Origin of the sequence: Paraburkholderia sp. J69-1 (assembly GCF_905220255.1) — a bacterium.
Classification (GTDB): domain Bacteria; phylum Pseudomonadota; class Gammaproteobacteria; order Burkholderiales; family Burkholderiaceae; genus Paraburkholderia.
The window spans coordinates 18,836-43,753 of the sequence record NZ_CAJMZG010000006.1; the positions used below are offsets into that span (position 1 = coordinate 18,836).

The following is a 24,918-nucleotide window of genomic DNA, read 5'->3' on the forward strand; positions in this document are numbered from 1 at the left end:
TCCTTCAGGCCTGGGTCGCGAGCAGCGACTCCACCGCGGCGATCACGTCGCCCACCGTGCGCACCGACTTGAACTCTTCCGGCTTGATGCGGCGGCCCGTCATCTCCTGGAGCTTGATGGCGAGATCGACGGCGTCGATGCTGTCCAGATCGAGTTCTTCGAACAGATGCGCATCGGGCGTGACGCGCGACGGCTCGATATCGAAGTTTTCCTGAAAGATCTCGCGGATACGCTCGAGAATTTCTACGTCGTTCATGTTTCAGTCCCCCTTGCCTGCAGTTGCTTCCAGCGCTTCGCTGTCGTTGCGATGACCTGCAACGAGCGCGGCGAGCGTGTTGATCGAACGAAAATGGCCACGCACGTTTTCATCGTCGGCGGCGATCGTCAGTTGATAGTGTTGGCGCAGCACGATTCCGATCTCCAGTGCGTCGATCGAATCGAGGCCCACGCCGTCGGTATCGAACAGTGCTGCGTCGTCGTCGATATCGGCGGGCGTGAGATGCTCCAGATCGAGCGCCTCGATCAGGAGCTGCTTAATTTCCAGTTTTAAAGAATCCATAGTCGAACAGGTACTGGGTGATATGCGCCTCGACGGCGCGTGTGACATTGCGGGCGGCGAGTGCTGGCGGCATTTCGCGCGGCGCAAGCTGCTCGACGCCGATAGGCGCCAGCACGTTCACGGTGATGCGAAACGCACGCTCCGGCACGTGATACCAGCGCATCTGCTTGGTGAAAGCAGGCGGGTCGCAATGCATGAGCAAAGGCTGAATGGGCACGCCGGCTTCGAGCGCGGTGTGCGCAAAACCACGCGAGAAAGCATGCAGCCGATTGGGCGCCGGGCTGCGCGAGCCTTCCGGGAAGATGATCATGGTGTAGCCGTTCTGAAGCTGGCGCGCGCAGTCTTCCACGAAGCCGGCGGGATCGGCGTTACTCACGTACTGGGCCGCCCGCACGATGCCCCACAGGCAGGGATTGCTCCAGTGCGCGTTCTTCACCACGCAGCAGGCCGAAGGCGTGAGCGAGAGCAACACCACCACATCGAGATAGGTGGGATGGTTCGCGACCACAATGGCGGGCGTGCCCGAGCGCAGCGCGGCGACACCGGCCAGATCGAGTTCCATCACGCCCGCACGCTGCAAGGCGGCCACCAGCGCGCGGAAAAACCAGTGGATGATGGTCGTGACGGCGCGCTGGCGCGACGCGCGATGCGGCCAGATCGACGCGAGCGGAAACGCGATCAGCGAAAACAGCAACCCGCACACGCCGAACACCACGAAGCTGAACGCCGTGGCGAAAAGACGCCAGGCGTAATCAAGGCGTGACGGCATGCCAGCTCCATTGCCAACGGTTGCCGCCGCCGTCCCATGCCGCGCATTCGCCGGTGCTCAGGCAGTGATGAAGCGCTTCGCTTTGGGTGGCGAATTGATGGACTTGATGGACTTGCGCGATGCTTGCCGGGGGCGCTTCGCCGCGGGCGGACGGCGCGACCGTACAGGTGAGCAGGCCTTGTGCGGTGTCGTCCGTATCCAGCAGCAAGGCGAATGCGCCGCCCTGCACTTCCTGTTCGATGGCGCCGTAGCACGCGTCGGCGGGCTCGTCGGTGTAGATCACCAGCACTGGCGAGCCGGCATCGTCCGTGCGCTGCGCGTGCGCTTCCAGCAGCGCATAGCCGAGCGTTTGCGCCCCCGCCGACAAGGCCGTTGCCGCCGAGCGATCGCGCCGCGCGATACCGAACAGACCCGACATCGCATTGAGTACCGAAAGGCTAAATGCGTTCGGCGAAACCGGTTTGCCCGCTTCGATGTCGCGCAGGATCTCGGTCGTGCGGCGCAGTTCGCCATGCCTCGACGCGAACACCACGCGCGCGTGGGTCTGTGCATCGACGCAATCGCCCGCGACCTTCAACGCCATCCGCGAGAGCGAACTCAGCCGGCGGCGCATCATCGGATCGACAAAGGCGACGTCAGGCTGGCTTTGCGCAGCAGAAGACCAGAAGGACCAACGCGCGACGGGCAAGGTCCAGGATAAATCGGGCATGGCAGAGTGAAGGTCGGCGGCTCACTGTGCATGCGCCGCGCCCCGAACGGTGTTGGTCTATTATTCCCGGCCCATTCAATTCCAGGCTCGAGTTCTCGCGCCTACTTTAACGGCATGCAATGCGCTTTATTTAGGGATAACGCCGAAATAAATTAGAATCATCTGACTAGCATCAATAACTCACTTTTAAATCAATGATTTAAAGTTCCGAAAGAATTCTCAGGAGTGTGACACTTGCCGCTTTATCGATTCATATCGCATACGTATAACCTGGGGTGAATCTAGATAGACAAATCGATAACGTTGTGATTGCAACGTTCATGTTCAACGCACTCGCGCGTTAATGAGATGTGCCGCTCCGCCTGAATTCCGCTGAATATGACTGAATGCGGCCGCGGGTGCGAAAGCCTTAAAATGTCGCCCGACGGCTGTGATGGCGCACCGATCCAGTCTGAATGCTCTTTGATTCCTGTCCGGTTTTTGTTTGACCCCACTTATCCTCTCATGCTCTCCTTTTCCACCGCCGCGCTGATGGCGTCGGGCAGCGCGATCGTGCTGCTCATGCCAGGACCGACCAACACCCTGCTCGCCGCCGCCGGCCTCGGTCAGGGATTCCGGCGTTCCGCTCATCTGAGCGTCGCGGAACTGGCGGGCTATCTGGTATCGATTTCGTTGTGGGGTCTCTGCTTCACACACGCGTCACAGTCGCTGGCATGGCTGCCCAGGACCTTGCGCCTCGCCAGCGCGCTCTACCTTGCATGGCTCGCCATCCGCCTGTGGCTCACGGCTAATTCGATCGAAACGTCCGCAGCCAGGGTTATTGGCGCGCGCACGCTGTTCAGCGCAACCGTGCTCAATCCCAAAGCCATTCTGTTTGCAGGATCGATTTTTCCGCCCGGAGCATTCACGACATTCGAAACATGGCTGGAAGCCATGGCGATCTTCGCGCTGCTGCTGATTCCCATCGGCTGCATCTGGATCGCAATTGGCGCCGCGCCGCGCGAAGGTCGGCTGCCGCGTGTGCGCCCCGCCATGATCCAGCGATGCGCGTCGATCGTGGTCGCGCTCTTTTCCGGTTCGCTGATCTGGACGCTTGCGCGTTAGTGGACCGCTATCCCAGCGGTGTGGTGTATAAGCATGAACGCGCGCAAAACACGCCAATGACGCGCAAATCACGCGCTATTTAAAATGAATATCAGCGCGACGCTTATCGAATAGAGACCATGACGCTACAGGAAGAACTCGACGAGTTTTATCGACGCTGCGGTTTTGCGCCGTCCTCGAAAGGCCCGCATCCGCGCACAGTGCCGGTATTTACCGGTTGCCTGCTGGTGCCATTGCCGAATATCGAAACCCGGCATCGCTACCTGAAATATCACGATCTGCACCACATGATCACGGGTTACAGCGTGGGGCGAATTGGCGAAGGAGAAGTCAGCGCGTGGGAACTGGGCACTGGATCGATGCTGGCGTCGCCGATACTCGGCATCATGAATCTGATTGCCTTGTCGACAGGATGGATTTTGCAGCCACGGAGAATGTGGCGGGCATTTTCACTGGGTTGCCGTAGCCGCAATCTCTATCGCCGCACGACGCGCGATGAAATCGACCGTGCGCAATGGAAAAACGTGGCGTCGTTGCAGGCGGCCTTCCTCGGCGACAAGGAAGGCCGTGCTCTCGGTATGCTGCGGCGGCTGGAGTTTGGTGTGTATCTCGCGATCGCGATGGTGATTCACGCGATCATCGCCGTGCCTGCCGTGATTGTGCGGGTTGGCAGCGAGATCGCTACCGGCAAACCGCTGCTGGAAGCGGTCAAGCCCACCAAACCCGAGCGCATTTTCTAGGCCAGCGCCTGGCGCCCCGTCTCGAGATACGCGTTCATTTCCGCGGGCGGCACCATGCCGCCGCCCGTCGCCCAGATCACATGCGTGGCATTGTGCATGGCCGCATTGTCGAGTTGCATGCGCGCGCGATAGTCCTGCGGCGCCTTCGAAACGCGCGCGAAACCCGGCGCGCCCGCCAGCGCAGACGGCTCCAGACGAATATCCTGCGTTTGCGCCATCAGCGCGAGCAGCGCATAGAGTTCGCGGTCATCGACCGTGTAATAGCCGTCGATCATGCGCTGCATCGCGCGGCCCACGAAACCGGACGGACGCCCCACCGCAAGACCGTCGGCGGCCGTCACGTTGTCGATGCCAAAGTCCTGCACGGCAAGCGCTTCGTGCAGCCCGGTGAGCACGCCCATCAACATACAGGGAGAATGCGTCGGTTCCGCAAAGACGCAATGCACGGCATCGCCGAACGCGAGTTTCAGACCGAACGCCACGCCGCCAGGACCGCCGCCGACACCGCACGGCAGATATACAAAGAGCGGATGCGCCGCATCCACGCGCACGTTCGCGGCGTCGAGCTGACGCTTCAAACGCTCGCCCGCGACGGCATAACCGAGGAACAGCGTCGTCGAGTTTTCGTCGTCGACGAAATGGCACATCGGATCGTTTTCCGCGAGACGCCGCCCGCTTTCGATTGCCTCGCCATAATCGCCCGCGTATTCCACCACCGTGACGCCATGCGCGCGCAAACGGTCCTTTTTCCACTGCCGCGCATCGGCGGACATATGCACGGTCGTCGCGAAGCCCAGCGTTGCGCTGGCAATGCCGATCGACATACCCAGATTACCCGTCGACCCCACCGCGATACTGTGCTGGCGAAACAGCGCACGGCATGCGTCGCCCGCGAGCACGCGGTAATCGTCGTCTTCTTTGAGCAGGCCGTGACGGATAGCGAGTTGCTCGGCGTGAAAGAGCACTTCGTAAATACCGCCGCGCGCCTTGATCGAACCGGAAATCGGCAGATGGCTGTCCTGTTTCAGCAGCAGGCGTGCAGGCGTTTCGACGTCGTAGCGCTGGCTCAGTGCCTGCGCAAATGCGGGCACTTCCGTCAACGGCGATTCGATGATGCCGCCCGCCGCGCGCACATCGTCGAAAGCCTCGGCGAGGAACGGCGCGAATCGCTGCAGACGCGCGCTCGCGTCGGCGATATGGGCGGCGTCGAGCGGAATATCGTGAATCGCTTCAACGAGCGGCGCGACGGCCGGATTGAACCACTCGACGGGTTCGAGCGCCATGAGTTCGCGCAGGAGCGGGTATTCGTCCAGCCAGGTGTCGAGCAGCTTGCCGTAAATCGATTCGATCATTTTGAATTCAGACAGCGGAGGCGGAGTTATGGGAAGACGCGACAGCATCGAGCACGGGCGGATGCGTGACGATGGACTTCAGGTCCACTTTCGATGCGCGCAGTTTCGCGGCGTCGGGAATAGGACGTCGCGTTTCTTCGGAAGTTTCGAACAGCGTTTCAAAGGCACGCGCGGCATCGAGCAGCGCGAGATCGCCGCGAAATGCGCCAATCATCTGCAAGCCGAATGGCATGCCGCGATGATCGACACCGCACGGCAGCGACAAGGCCGGATTGGTCGCGAGCGTCACCACATAAGTGAGCGAGAGCCAGCGATAGTAATTCTCCAACTCGACGCCATTCACCGATTTCAGATACGGCTGCACCCACGGGAACGGCGAAACCGGCGTGGTGGGCGAAAGAATCACATCGTAGCGATCGAATAGCGTCTGGAAACGGCGGAACAGGCGCGTCTGATCGCCATGCGCGCGCACGCAATCCGCGAGTCCGAGGTTGATACCCATTTCATAGTTCGCGCGCGGATTGGGCCCGAGCGAATCCGGGTCGGCTTCATAGGCTTTTTGCAGGCCCGCGACAAAGGCTTCGGCGCGCAGCACGTCGAAGCAGCGATGCGCGCCGTCGAAATCCACGTCGATTGGCTCGCATACCGCCACCTCGCGGCGCAGGTATTCGATCTTGCGGCGAAACACGGCGCGAATATCGTTATCGACTTCGCACACGCCGAAATCTTCCGTGTAACCGATACGCAGTTTCGATACATCCGTGAGCGCGCGGCCCTCCATGGTCGGATTCATGGCAAACGGATAGCCGAGCGGATCGCTGCCCGACTGGCCGACTGTCGCCGCGAGTTGCAGCCAGGTATCCTCGACATTGCGGCCCATCGGGCCCACGACCGCAATCGGCGTCCAGCCGACCGGTTTGCGATCGCTCGGCACGAGTCCCGGCGAGGTGCGCAGACCGACGACGCCGCATTTCGCAGCAGGAATGCGCAGCGAGCCGCCCGTGTCGGAGCCGCTGGCGAGCGGCACCAGATCGAGCGCGAGCGCCGCGGCCGAACCGCCCGAGGAGCCGCCCGCATTCAGGCGCGGATCGAAGGGATTACCCGTCGCGCCCCAGACCGGATTGAAACTGTTTGCGCCCGCACCCATTTCCGGCACGTTGGTCTTGCCGACGACGATCGCCCCGGCTGCACGCAGACGGCGCACCAGCGTGTTGTCCTGCGCCGGCACGTTGGCGCGATAGATCGGCGAGCCGTACGTTGTGAGAAGGCCTTCGGTCTCTTCGAGATCCTTGATACCGATCGGCAAACCGTGCAAGGCGCCGACGGATTCGCCACGCGCGAGTGCCGCATCGGCTGCGCGGGCTTCGATGCGCGCGCGCTCGAAACTCGTGGCCGTAATGGCGTTCACATAAGGATTGAGCGTTTCGATTCGCGCGATACAGGCTTCGAGCAATTCAACGGCGGAGATTTCGCGCGTCTGCAACAGCGTGCGCAGCGCGACAGCGCTATGACGGGTGAGTTCGTGGCGATCGTTCATCGGACAGTCCATTTAGCGGCAAGCAGGAGTTCGCCCAATGTAGACGACGACCAATACCACCGCCAGTGATGTTTATCGAAAGGTCAATTCACTTTTGCTCACTGCTTTTTTCAATCGACATGCGACGATAGTTCGCCGCTCAAACGTTCGATAAACGCTTGCAGCAAGGGCGGCAATGCGCGCCGCGCAAGCGTCTGTATTTCCACCGTGCGCTCGCTCGCAGTCAGTTCCGGCACGGGCAACGCCACCAGTTCCCCGCTCGCGAGACGCGGGCGCACGAACAGTTCGCCGCTGAAAGTGACGGCGTCGCTGGCAAGCGTAAAACCCAGCAGCGTTTCTAGCGTGGCGCTGCTCAGCACGCTTTTGCACGCCACGCCTTCGCGGCTGCAATAGATATCGATCAGCTTGTGCAATGTGGATTGAACGCCCGGCAAGGCAAGCGGATAAGCCAGCAATTCCCGAAACGACACCTGCGCCGATTGCGCAAGCGGATGCGAGGCCGCCACGATTGCGAAGATCGGCGAAGGCGCGGCAAACGCCACGTGAATATCTTTTTCCGGCCCGAAACTGAATGTGAGGCCAATATCACATTCGGCTTCGCGCACGCGCTGCGTGACGCCTGCCGCCGTATCGAGCACGACTTCAAACGAAGCGGGCGCAACCGTGCGGCGAAACTCCGCCATTGCACGCGGCAAAAATGCGGCCGAGAAACCTTCTGTGCAGGCAATACGGATCGTGCGTTCCGCTTCGCCGCGCAAGGCGTCGATTTCAAGGGAAATCTGTTCGGCGTCCAGTTGCGAGCGGCGCGCGTAGGCGGCGAGCATTTCACCCGCCTTGCTCGGCACCATGCCGCGCGATTGACGCACGAAAAGCGGCGTACCGAGTTCGCTTTCGAGCCGCGCAATCTGGCGGCTGACCGCCGACGGCACGACATTGAGCCGGCTGGCGGCATCGGCAACGGAACCGGTGTTGACCACTTCGAGGAAGTAGCGAACAGCGGCTTCCTGAAGAATACGGGCGCTCATGATGGATCGATGGGAATACGCGGAATGCTCCATCATAGCGCCTCATTGTCCGCCAATGCGCTCAGGCCTCGCCGGGCGCGCCCAGTCGTGCATCGGCTTCGGGCGAGAGGCGGATCGACAGACTGGTCACGAGCGCAAACGCCGTCGCCACGATCAGGAAACCAAATACGGCGTTGTAGTTGCCGGTAACGGAGACCAGCAGGCCAATCACCGCGGGCGCAACGAATCCCGCGACCTGTCCGCCGAAATTCACCATACCCGCGCCCGTGCCAATGAGTTTTTGCGGCAGGAATTTAGCCGGCAGCGCGAATACGCCTGCAAACACGAACGACTTGAAGAAGTAGACGATCGATTGAAACGCAATCACGCCCGTCACCGTTTCAGCCGTATACATCTCATAGAGAAAGAAGCCTGAAATCGCGCAGCAGGCCGCCATCAACCACTTCTCGCGGCCATCGAACCAGCGCGTGAGAATCCAGCCGCCCAGCGCCGTCGAAATACTCGCCGCCACGAATGGCAAGGGCGTGAGCATACCGACCGCCTTGAGATCGAGATGGCGCTCGGTCAGCAGATAGGCGGGCATCCAGGCATCGAGTCCCTTGTTGACGATGCCCATGCCGAACCAGGTCAGCAAAATCTTCCACATCAGCGGCATTTTGAGGAGCGCACGCGTGGCGGCGCCGTCGATGCGCGCGGTGCGGCCCGTCGAATCGCGTTTCTGATGCGTATCTTTTACCGCGAACAGATAAAAAAGCGCGAACACCAGACCGGCGCAGCCCGCCACGACAAACGCATGACGCCAGCCCAGCAGCAAAATGAGGGGCGCAATGGCGAGCGGCGCAATAAAACTCCCCACGTAATTCGACGACATCAACAACGCGGACATCTTCGGACGATCGGCGCGCGCGCAGGATTCCGTCACGCCCTTGACCGCAGCGCCAGGATAGCCGCCTTCGCCCAGACCGAAGATAAAGCGGATCGCGATCAGCGAGGCGAGCGACCACGCGAGGCCGGTCATCAGCGTGAACACGGACCAGAACGCCACCGAAACGACAATGACTTTCTTGCTGCCCCAACGGTCGGCAATCCAGCCGCCGGGAATCTGCATGGCGGCGTAGCTGATGTAAAAGGTGCTCATGACCACGCCGAGCGCCGCCGAGCCTACGTGAAACTCCTTGCCGATCGCCACCAGCGACAAGGCAATCGCCGAGCGATCGATATACGAAATGCAGTAGCCGAGATAGAGCAGCGCGAATACCGCGAGGCTGGCGCGTCTGCTTTTATTGGGGTCGATCATGCTGGGCATCCGACGAGAGAGTGAAGACCGGGCCCGCGTCGGCTGTGCCGAGCGCTCCCACCGCGACTAGTCGGATTGATCCTAAGTAGCCACAATTGGGGCGACAAGTGACATATTCCGATGCCTGCGTTCGCGAAAACTCATCGGAAAGGCTTGCGGCCCTCCTCTCGGCTTTGCCCTGGCCGCCGGCTTATTGATAGCGATGGTCCGCGCTCGACCATTTAAAGGTGCGACGCCATTTGCCGCCCGCTTTCTCCCGCAGCTGGAGATCGTGATAGCCCGCCGTTGTCGAAGGAAGCACGGTCAGCGCATTGGCTCCGTCGTCGACGTCGTGGCTGCGCGTGCCGTCCTTGTGCCAGTCGCCAGCGATCATCTTGTCGAAGGCCATTGGCTGCGCGAAGACGACATGCAGTGTGTTTCCGTCGATGGCGAAAAGATAGAGCGCTTCGAAATCGGCTCCGCCGCCCGCGTAACCCACGCTCCAGCCGGCACGCACACCGAATGCGTATTCGCCCGTGCGCAGTTGATAAGCGGCGAGATCGAAACGCGACCAGCTTGTGGGCATGGCCTTCATGTCGCTTCCCGCAGCGCCTTCTTCAAGGCTATCGGGCAGTTCGATATTCGTGTCGTTCCAGTCGGTCGGTGTTGCGACCGGCGATTCGGTGCGCGCCACCAGTCGCGGTGCGCCCGCCTCCGTACTTTCAAAAACGCCGAACCAGACACGCCGCGCGTCCCTGGCGTCATCGCCCAAAATATCGCATGGAGGTGCGCCATACTTTCGGGCCTCGGCGGCATCGGCGGGATTATCGGCGAGGCAAAGCATCGCGACGTAGCTATGCGGGCGCAGCGGCCAAGGCTTCGCGCCCGCCATCACAACGCTACCTGCTTCTTCCCCCGGCGCCATCTGTGCGACCAGAAACGCCGTCGTAAAACCGGCCGGCAGCCTCGTGCCGAACCCGTCGTTCTGCTTGCCGCTCATCGACGCGTCGAACATCTGGCGGGTATCGCTCGAATGTAACGCACCGCGCACGCCGTCGATCGAGTGCACGGTTTCGTCGGCCTGCGCGAGCGGGCCGTGCGCAAGGCTAAGGCACGTGGCAAGGCCAGCGATCAACCGGCGGGAATGGTACAACGATGCGCGACGTTTCATCGGGAATGAGCAAGTTAAATGGACCACCAAACGGGCCATCATTATGATGTAGAAAACGCGTGACTCCGATGCGTCATGAATGAATTGATGACGCAAAAACGACCTGGTACGCCGCATTGGCATAAAATAGCCGCCGTTTTTAAAATCAGCGCCCGCTCGCGCATCCTTTCACTTCGAGTCGATATGAATTCAAAAACGCATTCGTTATATGCAGGGATGAGATGGATTTCGCTGCGGGCTGCGCTGCTTGCGCTGATTGCCGCGCCCTCCTTCGCCTGGGCGTCCACCAGTTGCGTCGATGCGGAAGCGGCTGGCCGCCTCGCAATCGAAGCACAGCATCGGCTGCAGAACGCCCCGGCTGACAAATCGGACCCGGACGGCGAATCGGTATCGGCGCAGCAGCGCACCGAAATGCGGGCGTTCAAGGATGCGCTCGTCAATGCTATCGACGCGCGCCTCTCGTGCAGCGATGCGCACGCGGAACCCGACGCCTTGCAGCGCGCGTTAGAAGCGTCGTTCGGCGTAGTGAAAACACCGCCTGCCGCCGATAGCAGCGGCACAATCGGCGGCGCGATCAATGTGAGCGTCACGCGCAATGCGGCTAGCAAGCCGCTCATGCTCGTACGTGCGGGCTTCGGCATTCCGTGCGGCGACGACAATCTGCTCGTTGCGTACGCATGGGACGGCGCTACATGGCGTCGCGTGCTGCGTTGGCAGAGCGACAATTACGACAGCATTTCGGGCGCTTTCGGCGATACGTTCCAGTACGCCGTGCTGCCCGGCGGGCAAATTGCGGTGGCGCATGGCGGGCCGTGGTGTTCGTCGCGCTGGCATAACTTCGGCCTGGATGTACTCGCGCCCGCGGACGACAAGCAGGCGCAGCGCAGCCTCTTTCATCTCGATCATGCCTATGCCGAAGATCTGGACGTCACCGGCGGCGGACTGACGCTGAAGGCTCGCCCGGATGGTTTCGAACTGCGCACCAGCATCTCGCCGCTCGACGCCGAACTCATTACGCGCAAGGCGGTTTATCGTTACCGCGTCAAGGGCGATACGGTCGAGCGCATTCAACCGGCCGCCATCAACGGGCGCGATTTCGTCGACGCATGGCTGACCGTGGATGACGCCAGCGCACGCAACTGGAGCGACCCGCACGCTGCGGACGCGCTACTGGCGGCGCGCCAATCGCTGATGGCCAGCATCAAGGACCACAGCAAGTTGCTCAACTATGGCCCCGTGCGTGCGTGTGCCAGCGGCAAAGACCGCTATCAGGTGGAGATCGGCTTGCAGACAAAGAAGCCCGGCGAAGCCGATACGCAATATGGCGTCGTGCGCCAGGAACGTAATGGCTTCACGATGCTTTCGCTCGGCGAGAAACCCGATCCGGGTTGCAAAGGCGCGGATCTGATGGCGCGTTAAACAGCAAGCAACACGCCATAAGAAAAAAGCGCCGACGGTTTTAAATCGAACCTTACCGTCGGCGCTTTTTCTATTGCATCAATTCCATTTCACAGTTTAATCGTCGGTATCTTCGTCACCCGACGTTTCGAGTCCCGGCAGCGTCTGCGTCCCTTCGCGCTGAACGGCCACCAGCCTGCGCGGATCGAGCCCAAGCGCCCTGAGAATGGTCGGCGCCACCTGCATATTGGTGACCGGCGCATTGACGACATTCTTCTTCAGATGCGGATTGGAGAGCACCAGCAAGGTGTTCGTATCGTCCGCCGCCAGGCCGCCGTGTTCCGCCAGTTTGGCCGCGCTCTTGCTGTAAATCGTGCCCGGTATCGGTTGAACGATGAGATCGGGCACGCGCCCGCCGGCGGGATTGCCCCAGATCGTTTTCAAGGTTGCGTCGTGATAGAGCGTCTGGATATGGGTGGTATTGCTGCCTGCCTGATCGGCGCTCAGGATCGACACCGCCTTGGCCGCATCGCCGTGATTCTTGAGCCAGATGAGCGAGACATCGTCCGCTGTTTCCTGCGCAACCGGCACGCCGCCATTGGTCAAGAGATCGGCCACATCGCTGACGTCGGCCTTCGCATAGGTATTCTTCGAGCCGCTCAGCATCTGAAGTTTGCTGACGTCGATTGGCGACTGCCCGTGTTTGGCGCCGACGATAAACAAGGTCGAATGCAGCAGATGGCTCGCTTTCAGCGCGTCGTACATTTGCCCCAATGCGCCATCGACATAATCGAGCGATTGCGTGACCGGCAGTGTCGGCGTGGCGGCGGCATCCAGATAACCGCCGCGGTTCGTGGAAGCGCCCTCCATCGCCACCGTGACCTTCTGGGCCACGCTCACCGCCTGAAAGTTCATGCCGAAGATGGCTGGCACGCCTACCTGTTTCGTGCCGGTCTGATCGAGCCCGTGAATCCAGTTCAGCACGACCTTGACCTTGAAGCCGTCATAAGTGCGCGTATAGAGCGGATCGGAAGTCCAGTCGTCGCCGGCGGGCGCAGCCGGAAAGCCATTGGTCTGCAGTGAAGTCGAATTGATTTCGGGCGCATAGAGTTCGTCCAGCCCCACACCCGAAGGTCCATTGATGATTTCGTAAGCCGGATGTTTGTCCGACCAGGCCGTGCGCAGACCCGCCTGATGAATGACTTCGAAAATCGTATTCGTGCCGTTCTTCATATATCGATGCGGCCAGACCGGTTCGCATCCGCTGGACGTTTTGCGCAGCGCCAGCTTCGCCGGATTAATGTGCGGATTGCGCGGATCATACGTTGCGCCCGCGGGCGGCGAGCCGCCGTCGAGTTGGCTCAGATCCCAGTCTAGGGCTTCAAAATTGCTGACTTCCGTACCGGGCGTGCCGGTGCAATTGCTGCCCGGCGGATAAAGCGTGGCGTCGTAAGTATCGTCATAAAAAACGCCGTGGCTGAGCGGACTGCCGCCCGTTGCGAACGCCAGAAGCCCTGGAAACGAATCCGAAGGTCTGGACGTGGAGGCGTGCGTGTATTCGACACCGTGTTTGACGAGCTTTGCGAACGTGGATTGCGGATGCGACCTGATGTAGTTTTCCAGATCGGCCTCGTGCATGCCATCCACGCTGATCAACAACACATGCGTGTATTGCCGATGGCGATCGCCATCCTGATCCTGCGCTATCGCGCTCATGCTCGCGAATGCCAGCATGCTCGCACCGAAAATCGCCCTGGCTCCAAACCACTTTCTCGATTCGCTCATTCTTCACCTCTTGATTGGAATTCTGAGTGAGGCACGAATGTGCCCCAGAGGAGATAAGGAGCCGAATAAGAAAATGCCGTGAAGCGTTACTTTCGATTTCCTTTTAGGATTCCGTGAAAGACGCGTGGAGCGCGGGTTAGCGTAATTGAAACAGTTTGTATCCGGGCCGTTAAGCAATACTTTGAGCCTGAATCAGAACAGTAACGTTTATCATTTAAATTGGAATTTGAATCGTTATTAAACGATCCCGCTTTACATGTCCTATCCATTACGGCGCGGCTGTTTTTGACGCTCATCGAGCAACGGTGCCGGGCGCTGGCTTTGCGTGCGGCTCGTCATCGCCATGGCAATGCCGCCAAGAATTGCCGCCGATGCCAAAACGAGGCGCATCGTGATCGCCTCCGAAAGCAGAAATACCGCGCCAAACGCGGCAATCGGCGGTACGGAAAGCTGCACTGTTGCGGCGCGCATGGCCGAGAGGCCTTTGAGCGCGGCATACCAGATCACGTAACCGATCCCCGATGTCACCGCGCCGGAAGTGATCGCCAGCGCGATACCGGCAGGCGTGGCGTGAGAACGGCCCAGTAAAAACAGGCTCAGCACCAGCGCCAACGGCGCCGCGCGCAAGAAATTAGCCGCCGTGGCCGCCAGCGGATTCGCCACGCCACGGCCGCGCAACGAATACACGCCCCAGCACACGCCCGCCACGCTCATCAGCGCGGCGCCCACCGGAGTGGGCGCGGTAATGCCCGGCGAAACCAGATAGATGAGACCCGCAAGCGCGAGCGCGAGACCCAGCCACGCGGGTGGCGCGAACTGCTCGCCCGCATGCAGACCGGCCGCGAACATCGTCAATTGCACCGCGCCGAACAGAATCAAAGCGCCCGTGCTCGCGCTCACCGTCACATACGCAAACGAGAAAAATGCCACGTAGCCAAACAACATGACAGCGGCGAGCCAGTCGCCTTTCGCGGGCGGCGTGCGGGCCGCGTTCGTGCGCGCGAGTATCAGCAGCATGACTGCGCCGGAAACCAGCCGGATACTGGAAAAACTGGCGGCGTCGATGCTGCCGTGCTGCAAAGCCAGCCGGCACAACAGCGAGTTGGAAGCGAATGCCACCATCGTGACGCTGGTGAGCAACGCGGTGCGCGCGGCGGGTTGAAGAGGGTCCATATCCGCACTCAGACATCGAAGAGTGAATAGAAACGCGTCAGGCATGGCTCGCGACAATGCATGCCGCCCAGATCAGCAGCACGGCTCCCAGCGGTGCGCCAAGCCGCTGTCCCCAGGCGAAGTTCTTCTCGATCGCCATGACGCACGCGAGCACCAGCATCCAGCCGAGACTGCCGGTGCCGACCACGAACATCAGCAACATCAACGCCCAGCAGCACCCGACGCAAAACAGCCCGTGATGCCAGCCTAACGAAAGCGCCTCGCGACCAGGCGCTGCGCCATGCCAATGACCGATCACGAAACCGAGCGGCATGCGGCACTTCTCCAGACACCGATGTTTAAGTTGGCTGAACTGAAACGCACCGGCACACGCGAGCGTCACTGCACCGATCACCCAGCCGTTGCCGATCATCGCCGGGACGCGCGCGACGCCTTCCAACAGCAGCGCGTGCAATCCATGCGCCAGCAGCCCGAAGGCGCTCCACGCCGCGATATAGCCGAGGTAAAGCATCGACAGCACACGCGAGCGGTCAGGCCGCCCCGCGACGATACGCTCGACCGCGTTGAACAGCGCCAGCGTGGTCGGCAGCATCATGGCCATGATCATCAGCGTCCACGAGAGCGCGTAGAGCACGGCTTGCAGGACCGGCGAGCCGCCCGGAATGGCGCGGCATAGCGCGGCAGCGGGCCCGGCGGCAAGCGGCTCGCCATGCTCAAGATAACGTCCGTACGGACTGCGCGCCCAGAGCCACAAGGTCAGCCACGCGAGCAGCACCATCGCGCCGAGCACGGGCACGAAAATGCGCCGATGTCGCGCAGTGCCGGGCATGGTCGACCCGCGCGATGCGCGCGAATCACACGCTCATCAAGAATCGAAACGGAACGTGCTTTGCAATGCGTTATGGTCCTTCAGACTCATATCGATGCCCAGCGCCGCATTCTTCGAACGATAAAGCGGCGCCTTGCCGACGAATACCGGCGCACCCGGAACCGTGGAAAACACCGTATCCGACAAGGTCGTCTTTGCACCCGAGGGCCCCATGTAGGGCTCCAGATCCGCGTGATAATCCTGGCCGATCTTGAGCGTGCCCTTGCCGCCCACCACATCGAACTGGATCGGCGCGCGCTCGACGGACACCACCGTGCCGATCAGCTTCGCGAGATCGGCAATCGGGCCGCCCGCCTTGCCCGTGTAGACCTCGAGCAATGCGTCTTCCTGTTCCTTCGTGGCATCGTCGTTGAGATAGATCGCGACGGCCCAGTTGCCCTGCAATACGTTGCCCGGAATATTGCACACGGCGGCCAGCGTGCAGCCCGCGACATCGACGCCTTCGATCGCACCCTGATCGAAATGCCAGGCCACGATCGACTGGCAGGTTCCGAAATCGGGATCTTCGCCAATCCAGCACGGACACAGCACGCGACAGTTGCAAACCTCCAGCAGACGGCCTTCAAGGTGATAGCTCATGGTTGCCTCCGTTGGGCACTGTCGACAGGACGGACGGCCGCCGGTAGCCCATCGCTCGTAGCCAATGGCCGGTAGCAGTCGAAAAAGGAAATGGCGCGACAAAAAGAGAAAATGTAGACGGAGAACTGATTGAATCGCTGAAGCGGGCGTGAGCGCGCGGCAAGGCAAAAATTGCGTATCGCCTTATATTGTAGAAAGCCGCAATGGGGATGCAAGGCGATTGCAGACGCCCGCACAAATTTGTTTTAAAAGGCGCGCCTTGAAAAACGCGCATGAAGAATGTGACAGCCGGGCGCGGCCAGTAGTCAGGCAAATACGGTCAGACAAATACGGTCAGACGAATTCGTCGTAGATAAGACCTGCTGGCGCGCGCGAGCGCTCGTCGGCCATCAGTTTGCCGCTCAATCGCTGGATAAAATCCTGCGCCGTGGCCGTCAGCAGATCCTCGCTCGAATACGCCAGATACACGCCGGAGCGCGGCAAGGGTTCGTCGACGTCGAGCAGAATCACGCTCCCCGCGCGTTCGCGTTCAGCCAGATAAGGCCGCGCGAGCGAAGTCCACACGGCGACCGCTTCCATGCGCATCGCCAGATCCAGATAAAGATTCATCGAGCTGCAGCGCAGCGTCTGTTTCGGCAACGGCAGTCCATAGCGGCCGAAGAACGTGGCGACAAAACCCGCGTCGTCTTCAGGCGCATCGAGCACGATCCAGGGCAGCGCATGAATCTCCGTCACGTTCATGGTGCGCTTGCCGCGCCAGCTCGCGGGAATCGACAGCACCACATCGAGTTCATAGAGCCGAACCCATTCGAACGCCGTCGTGCGCGGCTCGCGATACTGCGTGAAAACGCCGACGTCGATCGTGCCGTCGTCGAGACCATCGGCGATATTTTCCGCACGCCATTCGATGACTTCGGGCCGCACGCCGGGCCGCGCCGCCACCAGTTCCAGCAGCGTATCGGCCAGCGCGCGCGTCGAGGCGGGCGGCGTCACGGCGATCCGCAACTGTCCCGCCAGTTCGCCGCGCGCGGCAGCGGCATCTTCGAGAATACGGCCCACTTCGCGCTGCACGACCTGGCTGCGCTTGAGCACCTGATGCGCGAACGGCGTGAGGCTTGCGCCGCGCGCCGAACGCGTGAGCAGCGGCAGGCCCAGTTCGATTTCCAGCTCGCGAATCGACCGGCTGATCGCGGGCTGGGTGAGGAACAGGCGGCGCGCCGCTTCGTGGAGGCTTTTCGCCTCGGCGATGGCGCGCAGCGCCTCGAGTTGTCGCAGCTTCAAGGAAACCCCGCTCGATGATCGGTTACGGGGCAGCATAACAAGCCATAAAGCCGTTGCGCTCAGTTTGCTTTAGTTCGCTTCGGTTCGCGTCAGGCCGCACGCGGCAACGGCGGCTCGACACCTTGCGGAATCGGGCACACGTAGGGCTCGGTCGCGAGACGCTCGCTCAGTTCCGTGCGCGCGGCCGCCAGCAGCAGCGGATTCGAGAACAGTTCGAGCGCCGTCGCCGCCATGGTTTTCGATGCCAGCACCATGCCCTTGTGCGCAATCGCGCTCTTGCCCTGCGCGACCCACTGCCATGAATGCGGCGAGGTGCCGAATGCAAAGCACGCGGTCATGCACTGCACGGTGGGCGTCACCCAGCTCACATCGCCGACATCGGTCGATCCGTGCATCTGCGAGGGACGATCGTTATCGAGCGAGTCGATGCGGTCGAATAGCGCTTTGGGCTCTCGCCACGCGGCTTGCAGCATGCGGCCCGCCATTTCGATCTCGTCGGGACGCGTGGTGCGATGCATCGAATCGGCGAAATCGCGTTCCTGGCGCGTATAAGCCGGCGCGCCCAATTCCGCGAGTTTCGCCTGCATCAACTCATTGAGCGTGTGATTGCGCAGCAGGTTCGAGCACGCGGAATGCACCTCGATTTCAAGCTGGCAATCGGTCATCAACGCAGCGCCGCGCGCGATGTTGCACACGCGCTCGTAAAGCTCCTTGACGTCGCGATTGCGCGGCGCGCGAATCATATAGAGCGCGCTCGCATTGGGCTGCACGACATTGGGCGCGATACCGCCTGAATCCGTGATCGCGTAATGCACGCGCGCGTCGGGCAACATATGTTCGCGCAGGAAATTCGTGCCGATATTCATGAGTTCGAGCGCATCGAGCGCACTGCGACCGAGATGCGGCGACGCGCCCGCATGAGCAGCCACGCCCTTGAAGCGGAAATACGCCTGTTTGACGGCCAGGCTTTCCAGATTCATGATCGAATTGGCCACGCCGGGATGCCATGTGATGGCGGCAGATACATCGTCGAACAGCCCCGCGCGCGTCATATAGGTTTTGCCCCAGCCGCCTTCTTCCGCGGGACAGCCATAGAAACGCACCGTGCCTTCGATACCGGCACGCGCGAGCGCGTCCTTGACCGCAACCGCCGCAAGATGCGCGGCCGTGCCCAGCAGATGATGGCCGCAGCCATGACCGTTGCCATTGGCAATCTCGCTCGATGGGCAGCACGACAGCGCAAGGCTTTCCTGGCTCAGCCCGGAAAGCGCATCGAATTCGCCGAGAATGGCAATCACCGGGCCGCCCGAGCCCGCTTCCGCGACAAACGCAGTCGGAATGCCGGCCACGCCTTCGCGCACGCGAAAGCCCTCGCTTTTCAGCAAGGCAATGTGTGCGGCCGCCGATTGCTGCTCGTGATAGCCAAGTTCCGCGTATTGCCAGATATCGTCGGATAGCGTGACGTAGCGTTGCTTGCTGCTTTCGATGAAATCGTCGACAAGCTCAATCGACATGGTGCGCTCCTGATAGTGAAGATTGATTTATTGATGCCTGGTTGTGCTACGCGTTCTTTTTCAGAACGTATGCGTCATGCCCAGCGTGATGCTCGAGAACGTGCGGCCCGGTGCTGCGGATGGCGAGCCGCTGTCGTAGTTGTAAGTGATGCTCGAATGCGGACCGTTTCGCATCACGCCCACGCGGCCGTAAAGCGAAGTGCGCTTCGAAAGAAAATGATCGATACCGACGGTGCCGCCGTAAGCGTAGTCGCCCGAAATCGTCGTATCGCGCATCGCAGCGGAAGCGCGCACGAGATCGACGCCCCACCACTTCTGCACGCCCAGCAGATAAAGATTTGCAATCGCACTCGTTTGCGCCTGCGGCACGTAGCGGATGTACGCACCCTGCGCGATAAACGGCCCGACATCGAACATCACGCTCGCGAGATAGGTGTCGGTGCGTTTGCCCGGCGCATCGTTGGCCGTGCTGCTGCAATCGCCCGACATGCCCGGATCGCACCAGCCCTGCCCGAACGCCGCCGAAATAATCACGCGACGCCCGGAATAGGAGACCATCGCCGAGCGCTGATGCACGGCCGGTCCCACTTCCTGGTCCTGCTTGAACGAGTAGCTCAGGTCGATACCGAAGTGGCCGACACGTGGCGAGATATAACGAATCGTGTTCGGCAGACGACCGAGTGCATCGCTGTTCGCGCCGGTGCCCAGATCGGAAGTGGCCAGCAAATACGTATAGGCGGATTCGTGCGCCGGGCCGAGAAACGGGTCGGCGCCCAATGCCGCCGCGCCGCCCGAGGTGTATTGGCGGCCAAACGTGAGTTGTCCATAGAACGGATTCTGCATACCCACATACGATGCGCGATTGAACATCGACGTCGAATCCTGCGTCGTGCCCGTGTTCGCCATAAAACCATTTTCAAGCCGGAATAACGCGCTCCAGTTATTGCCCAGATATTCCTGGCCGTAGAGGCCGAATTTCGACGTCAGCGCCCCGCCCGACTGCACGCGCACGACGCCCTGCGAGCCGCCGCGCGTGTAGTTGAGGCCTTCATCCACGGTGCCGTAGAGCGTCACGAAAGTGCGTTGCGGCGCGACGCCGAGTGTCTGCGGCCCGAGTCCCGATCCCCAGAACGCAAAAGTCGATTGCATCTGCGATCCGGCCGTGCTGGCTGTGGTGGAGGCAGCGTCGGAAGGCGCACCCGGCGAGACTTCGGCGAGTGCGTGCAGGCAGGTGCCCGTGGAAAGCGCGGCAACAAGCGCGCGCAAAGTGCATTTCATTCGGAAGCTCCGCTGGCGTGGGGTCGTTAAAAATTCGAATGTCGGGACGAGCGGTGTCACGCCGCCCGCATTTCGCGAGCGCGCGACACAGCGACGTTCAGGAATCGTCAGTGCAGCGGAAAGCGCGGCGTTTCGCTGGCATCAGCGCGCCGCGCGGAGTGTCATGAAGCGCGTGTACGCGTCTCGGGCAGGCTGGAAATGGCGCAGACGGTGATAAAACCGCAAACCACCATATAGAGCGCGAGCGACATCGGGTTGCCGGTTTTGGCAAGCAGCCAGGTCACGATCAGTTGCGCCGTACCGCCGAACAAGGCCACGGCGATGCTGTAAATCACGGACAATCCGCTCGCGCGAACGCGCGCCGGGAACATCTCCATGAGCAGGAGCAGCAGGTGCGCGCCGCCCAGGCTGCTGATCGCCGTCAGCACCGCGACAATCGCGAGGGCCAGCGGCACGCCCGGATGCGATGTCATGAGCGCGATCGCCGGATAGATCAACAGCGCGGTGAGCACGACCGAAGTCAGCGCCATCGGCTTGCGTGAACGCATGCGGTCGGCCAGCAGGCCCGATACGATGCACATCACGGCCATGGTCGCGCCCGAGACGCAACCCGCCATCAGCGAAAGCGATGCGGGCAGATGCAGCACACGCACCAGAAACGTCGGCATGAAGAACACGATCAGATACATGCCCACCGTGCCGGATACGATCGACAGGACGCCACGCACGATCTTGCTCTTGTGCGAGGAAAAGAGTTCGGTGAGCGGTTGCGCTTCGCTGCTGCTCTCGCGTTCGAGCGTTTCGTCCAGATGCGAGCGGATATAAAGGCCAACCGGCGCGATCAACAGGCCGAGCAGAAACGGCACGCGCCAGCCCCAGCTTTCGAGCGCGGCCGCGTCGAGGCTTGCATACAGCACCGCGCCGCTGAGCGCGCCGAGCACCGCCGCGAAGCCCTGGCTGGCGCCTTGCCAGCCGATCCGGAAGCCACGGCTGCCGAAGCCGCCCGACTCCATCAGCATTGAAGTGGAGGCACCAATTTCGCCGCCCAGCGAAAAGCCCTGCACCATGCGCGCGCCGACCACCACGAGCGAGCCCCACGTGCCCGCGCTGGCATAAGTAGGCGCGAACGCGAGGCCAAGCGTGCCGACGACCATCAAGGCGATGGTGAGCGTCATCGCCGCCTTGCGCCCGCGCCGGTCCGCGAAACTGCCGATCACCAGCGCGCCGAGCGGACGCATGACGAAGCCGATGCCAAACGTGCCGACCGCCAGCAGCAGCGAGCCGTAAGCGCTATCGGTGGGAAAGAACAGCTTGCCGATCAGCATCGCGAAGAAGCTGTAGACCGTGAAGTCGTACATTTCCAGCGCATTGCCGATCGAACAGGCGGCGATCGTCCGCACGTTGCGACTGGCCGGTGTGGCGCGTGAGGGTGCGTCGACTGGCGCGGCGGGCAGAATCACAGGGTTCATAAAAGCGCTCCGGCGTAGACGTTGATGAAGGTGTGATTGAGTATTCGTTCATCAAAAATATCCGCCAAATCACTTTTTCTTAGCGTGATAACTTTTCCTTATCGCGGTTGACCAACGCAATGGTGATTAAACAGAAGGCGCTCGCCAGCGCAAGTCAAAAAAAATCCGCGCCGTTTTGGGGCGCGGATTCGTGAGGTGACTGCAGTCGTGACTCGAGTGATGATTCAATGCGGTTTCGCAAGCTCCCACGCGATCGCCAGATCGGTTTCATCGCAATTCGGCTGCGTGCCGCCGCGATCGATCACGAGGAAGTCGCTCACGCGGTCGAAAGCGAGCAAGGGATGGTGCCAGACGCCTTTTGCATAATTCACGCCCTGCGTGCCGTCCACCCAGAACGCACGCAGTTGCGTGGCGTCGAGTTCGCCTGCGGGCGCCACGACTACGGCATAACGCGTGGGCGCGAGCGGCACGAAAGCCTGACTGCCGAGCGGATGCCGCTCCATCATCGTGATCGCCACGGGCCATGTGCGCGGCTGCGCGCGGAACACGTTGACGAGCGGCCGGCCGCCCGCTTCGCCCACGTCGATATGTGCGAGGTCGTGAAAGCGTTCGGTCGTGCCGCCATTGATCGGAAAATGGCGCGCGCCGTCGAGTTCGATCACATCGCCAAACGGCGCGAACGCTTCACGCGTGAGCGGTTCCAGTTGCAAGGCCTGTACGGTTTGCATGGCACTTCTCCGTTCAGGCGAGTTCGCCCCACAGACGCAGACGCGATACACCGCCGTCCGGGAAGATATTGAAACGCACGTGCGTGACCGGGCCGAGCGCCGCGAGGCCGCTTTCGAAGATGTGCTGTTTGTCCATTTCGAGCTTTTGCTCGCCCAGCAGCACCGGCCAGAACATCGCCTGCGTGACGAGCGAATCGTCGGTGCCGCCGGTTACGGTGGCCGCCTGCAGCGAGCAACGGTCGGGATAATTGCCCTTGAAATGCGCCGTATCGACTTCGATCTTGTGGATGATGCCCGGCCGCGCCAGCGCCACAATGGCCCAGTCGTTGCCCGGCTCGCGGCGGCGGCGCGTTTCCCAGCCGTCGCCCATATTCACGCCACGCCCCGGCATCAGCAAGGTCGAGGCCATGCCGAAGTGCTGGTTGTTTGCCGCCACCAGATACGCGCCGTTTTCGACGGCGGCCAGATCGACGAGACTGCCCTTCTCCACACCGTTCCAGTCGCGTTTGGGCTGACCATAGACGCGCAGGCGCGCAAGACCGCCATCGGGATAGAGATTCACGCGCAGATGCGTGAAGGCGCGCGTATCGCTCACTTCGATGTAATGATGCTGGTTGCCCTGCAACGTCGTTGCGGGCACAACGGTTTGCCAGTCGGCGTTGGCGGGCGGCGCGTCTTCGCTGCTATCCGCATGGCACGCCTCGATCGAAGCCGCCGGCGGGAAGTTGCCGGTGAAATGGCTGGTGTCGAGATCGACGCCATAAATCACGCCCGGTCGCGCCAGCCGCACGATGCAAAAATCGTGGCCCGTCGTGCGCTTGCGGCGCGTTTCCCAGCCGTCCATCCACTTTCCGTGATCGTCGTATTTGCCCGGAATAAAGACAGCGGCCTGCGGTTCCAGCATGCGCTCCTTCGGCGCGAAAAACTCATCGCTTGCGACCAGCGCGCGGGCGCCAAGGCGCGAATCCGCAAGGTTCATGTAGCGGCGCGTGAAAGCCGGTGCATTGGGATCGAGCGTCGGAATCGCCATGATTGTGTCTCCTGCAAATAAAATGTTCAGTTATTCGAATCGATTACAGCGGGTTCGGCATGTTCATGCATGTGCGGGCTTGCCGCCGAGCAGACCGTCGTGCGCATCGGCCTGATTCGCGGCTTCTTCGTTGCCGCCCGGCACAAAGAGAAAACCTTCGTCGAAATTCAGCACGCGCTTTGCACGCGCCTTGTCGATATCGCGCTCCCAGACCGCCACCACCACCGTTGCCACACAGTTGCCGATCAGGTTCGTAATCGCACGGGCGATGCCGACAAACCAGTCCACCGGCAGAATCAGCACCAGGCCCAGCACGGGAATGGCGGGAATCGCGGAAAGCGTCGCGGCCAGAATCACGATGGCCGAGCCCGGAATGCCGTGCGCGCCTTTCGAAGTCACGAGCGAAACCAGCACCACCACGATCAGGTCATGCACGGAAAGCGGCGTATTGGTGGCCTGCGCGATAAAGATCACGGCCAGCGTGAGGTAGATCGAGAAGCCGTCGAGGTTGAACGAATAGCCGGTCGGAATCACGAGGCCAACGGTGGAGTCCTTCACGCCCATGAATTCGAGCTTGCGCATGACCTGCGGCAGCACGGCATCCGACGATGCGGTGCCCAGCACGATCGACAGTTCTTCGCGCAAATATCGAATCAGTTTGAAGATATTGAAGCCCGCAAGGCGCATCACGATACCCAGCACAACCGCAACGAACACGATACAGCTCGCGTAGAACACAATCACCAGCAGACCGAGTTGCTTGAGCGAAGCCACGCCATACGTGCCGGTCGTGAAAGCAATCGCACCGAGCACGCCCAGCGGCGCGAGCTTGATGATGAAACCCATGACGCGGAAAAACACCTGCGCGAGTTCATCCACAATCGCATTCACGCGCTGCGCTTTCGGCCCGAGCAGCGAAAGCGCGCTGCCGAACAACACGGAAAACACCAGAATCTGCAGGATGTCGCCCTTCGCGAAAGCATCGAATGCGGTATCGGGAATAATCTTCAGCAGAAACGCGGCCGTGTCTTTCAGGCTCTTTGCGTTCTCGGTGTACGTGGCGAGCGAAGCGGCGTCGAGCGAATGCAGATTCACGTTCATGCCTGCGCCCGGCCGCGTCACGTAAGCGAGTATCGCGCCGATCACGAGCGCAACCGTCGTCATCGCTTCGAAGTAAATCACCGACTTCAGACCGACTCGCCCCACCTTCTTAAGGTCGCCCGCGTGCGCCATGCCGCTCACGACCACGCAGAACACGATCGGCCCGATCACCATCTTGATGAGTTTGAGAAAGCCATCGCCTAGCGGTCTGAGCGACTGGGCGAAATGGGGGAATATCGCCCCGACCACGATGCCCGCGATGAGCGCAATGACCACCCGACCAAACAGCGAATTGAAGAACTTCGTCACGACTTTCTCCTTTGTCGATGGGACGTGGCGCCTGATCGCCGAGTCCCGTCCCATGCACAGCCTGCAAGGGGGGGCGAGCAACTGTTCCGACTGGTCTGACCAGTGCTTTTATGTTGGATAGTAGGAAGCCGATATAGTGGAG

General features: G+C 61.3%; 23 protein-coding genes. 3 read left to right on the forward strand and 20 right to left on the reverse strand.

The window, feature by feature from the left end:
* Positions 1 to 4: 4 nt before the first annotated feature.
* The 4 genes from U5A67_RS12265 to U5A67_RS12280 are packed head-to-tail and all read right to left on the reverse strand — an operon-like array spanning position 5 to position 2,037.
* Positions 5 to 256, reverse strand: a complete 252-nt coding sequence (locus tag U5A67_RS12265; protein WP_321814951.1) for an acyl carrier protein — start codon at positions 254 to 256, stop codon at positions 5 to 7.
* Positions 257 to 259: 3 nt separating this feature from the next.
* Positions 260 to 559: a phosphopantetheine-binding protein gene (locus U5A67_RS12270; RefSeq protein WP_321814950.1), complete on the reverse strand. Its 300-nt coding sequence runs from the start codon at positions 557 to 559 to the stop codon at positions 260 to 262.
* Positions 534 to 1,328, reverse strand: a complete 795-nt coding sequence (locus tag U5A67_RS12275; RefSeq protein WP_321814949.1) for a 1-acyl-sn-glycerol-3-phosphate acyltransferase — start codon at positions 1,326 to 1,328, stop codon at positions 534 to 536. Before U5A67_RS12275 ends, U5A67_RS12270 begins: the two co-directional genes overlap by 26 nt.
* The gene (locus U5A67_RS12280; RefSeq protein ID WP_321814948.1) at positions 1,312 to 2,037 is read right to left on the reverse strand and encodes a beta-ketoacyl synthase chain length factor; all 726 of its coding nucleotides are present in this window, start codon (positions 2,035 to 2,037) and stop codon (positions 1,312 to 1,314) included. The genes U5A67_RS12275 and U5A67_RS12280 overlap by 17 nt, the downstream gene beginning before the upstream one ends.
* A 504-nt stretch (positions 2,038 to 2,541) precedes the next feature.
* Between U5A67_RS12280 and U5A67_RS12285 the strand changes: the two genes are divergently transcribed.
* A complete protein-coding gene (locus tag U5A67_RS12285; RefSeq protein ID WP_321814947.1) occupies positions 2,542 to 3,141 on the forward strand; it encodes a LysE family translocator in 600 nt (199 codons plus the stop codon).
* A 119-nt stretch (positions 3,142 to 3,260) separates the two neighbouring features.
* A complete protein-coding gene (locus U5A67_RS12290) occupies positions 3,261 to 3,881 on the forward strand; it encodes a hypothetical protein (RefSeq protein ID WP_321814946.1) in 621 nt (206 codons plus the stop codon).
* Here U5A67_RS12290 and dsdA read toward each other — a convergent pair.
* From dsdA to U5A67_RS12315, 5 genes are all read right to left on the reverse strand, one after another.
* The gene (dsdA, locus tag U5A67_RS12295; RefSeq protein WP_321814945.1) at positions 3,878 to 5,233 is read right to left on the reverse strand and encodes a D-serine ammonia-lyase; all 1,356 of its coding nucleotides are present in this window, start codon (positions 5,231 to 5,233) and stop codon (positions 3,878 to 3,880) included. The genes U5A67_RS12290 and dsdA overlap by 4 nt on opposite strands.
* 7 nt (positions 5,234 to 5,240) lie before the next feature.
* The gene (locus U5A67_RS12300) at positions 5,241 to 6,770 is read right to left on the reverse strand and encodes an amidase (protein ID WP_321814944.1); all 1,530 of its coding nucleotides are present in this window, start codon (positions 6,768 to 6,770) and stop codon (positions 5,241 to 5,243) included.
* A gap of 110 nt (positions 6,771 to 6,880) precedes the next feature.
* On the reverse strand, positions 6,881 to 7,795 hold the full coding sequence (locus U5A67_RS12305; protein WP_321814943.1) for a LysR family transcriptional regulator: 915 nt from the start codon (positions 7,793 to 7,795) through the stop codon (positions 6,881 to 6,883).
* A 61-nt stretch (positions 7,796 to 7,856) separates the two neighbouring features.
* Positions 7,857 to 9,092 (reverse strand): MFS transporter, encoded by a 1,236-nt coding sequence (locus tag U5A67_RS12310; protein WP_205980971.1) that lies wholly within the window; start codon positions 9,090 to 9,092, stop codon positions 7,857 to 7,859.
* A gap of 190 nt (positions 9,093 to 9,282) precedes the next feature.
* Positions 9,283 to 10,338, reverse strand: a complete 1,056-nt coding sequence (locus U5A67_RS12315) for a hypothetical protein (protein ID WP_321814942.1) — start codon at positions 10,336 to 10,338, stop codon at positions 9,283 to 9,285.
* Positions 10,339 to 10,458: 120 nt separating this feature from the next.
* Between U5A67_RS12315 and U5A67_RS12320 the strand changes: the two genes are divergently transcribed.
* On the forward strand, positions 10,459 to 11,661 hold the full coding sequence (locus U5A67_RS12320) for a hypothetical protein (protein WP_321814941.1): 1,203 nt from the start codon (positions 10,459 to 10,461) through the stop codon (positions 11,659 to 11,661).
* A gap of 96 nt (positions 11,662 to 11,757) precedes the next feature.
* On the opposite strand, the gene U5A67_RS12325 is transcribed toward U5A67_RS12320, so the two are convergent.
* The 11 genes from U5A67_RS12325 to U5A67_RS12375 all read right to left on the reverse strand — a co-directional run bounded on the left by U5A67_RS12325 (position 11,758) and on the right by U5A67_RS12375 (position 24,776).
* On the reverse strand, positions 11,758 to 13,425 hold the full coding sequence (locus U5A67_RS12325; RefSeq protein ID WP_321814940.1) for an alkaline phosphatase family protein: 1,668 nt from the start codon (positions 13,423 to 13,425) through the stop codon (positions 11,758 to 11,760).
* 261 nt (positions 13,426 to 13,686) lie between these two features.
* The gene (locus tag U5A67_RS12330) at positions 13,687 to 14,598 is read right to left on the reverse strand and encodes a DMT family transporter (protein WP_321814939.1); all 912 of its coding nucleotides are present in this window, start codon (positions 14,596 to 14,598) and stop codon (positions 13,687 to 13,689) included.
* A gap of 37 nt (positions 14,599 to 14,635) precedes the next feature.
* Positions 14,636 to 15,427: a DUF2182 domain-containing protein gene (locus U5A67_RS12335; protein ID WP_321814938.1), complete on the reverse strand. Its 792-nt coding sequence runs from the start codon at positions 15,425 to 15,427 to the stop codon at positions 14,636 to 14,638.
* Positions 15,428 to 15,463: 36 nt separating this feature from the next.
* A complete protein-coding gene (locus tag U5A67_RS12340; RefSeq protein WP_205980976.1) occupies positions 15,464 to 16,066 on the reverse strand; it encodes a DUF1326 domain-containing protein in 603 nt (200 codons plus the stop codon).
* A 333-nt stretch (positions 16,067 to 16,399) separates the two neighbouring features.
* Complete coding sequence (locus U5A67_RS12345) at positions 16,400 to 17,347, reverse strand: LysR family transcriptional regulator (protein WP_321814937.1); 948 nt, start codon at positions 17,345 to 17,347, stop codon at positions 16,400 to 16,402.
* A gap of 89 nt (positions 17,348 to 17,436) precedes the next feature.
* A complete protein-coding gene (locus U5A67_RS12350; RefSeq protein ID WP_321814936.1) occupies positions 17,437 to 18,861 on the reverse strand; it encodes a M20 family metallopeptidase in 1,425 nt (474 codons plus the stop codon).
* Positions 18,862 to 18,921: 60 nt separating this feature from the next.
* Positions 18,922 to 20,139, reverse strand: coding sequence for a porin (locus U5A67_RS12355; protein ID WP_205980979.1), 1,218 nt, complete (start codon positions 20,137 to 20,139; stop codon positions 18,922 to 18,924).
* A 161-nt stretch (positions 20,140 to 20,300) separates the two neighbouring features.
* Positions 20,301 to 21,608 carry an MFS transporter gene (locus U5A67_RS12360; RefSeq protein ID WP_321814935.1) on the reverse strand — a complete coding sequence of 436 codons (1,308 nt, stop codon included), beginning with the start codon at positions 21,606 to 21,608 and terminating at the stop codon, positions 20,301 to 20,303.
* 224 nt (positions 21,609 to 21,832) lie between these two features.
* Complete coding sequence (locus U5A67_RS12365; RefSeq protein WP_321814934.1) at positions 21,833 to 22,336, reverse strand: ureidoglycolate lyase; 504 nt, start codon at positions 22,334 to 22,336, stop codon at positions 21,833 to 21,835.
* Between the two features lie 13 nt (positions 22,337 to 22,349).
* Positions 22,350 to 23,366: an allantoicase gene (gene alc / locus U5A67_RS12370; protein WP_321814933.1), complete on the reverse strand. Its 1,017-nt coding sequence runs from the start codon at positions 23,364 to 23,366 to the stop codon at positions 22,350 to 22,352.
* Positions 23,367 to 23,429: 63 nt separating this feature from the next.
* A complete protein-coding gene (locus U5A67_RS12375) occupies positions 23,430 to 24,776 on the reverse strand; it encodes a C4-dicarboxylate transporter DctA (RefSeq protein ID WP_321814932.1) in 1,347 nt (448 codons plus the stop codon).
* Positions 24,777 to 24,918 lie beyond the last annotated feature (142 nt).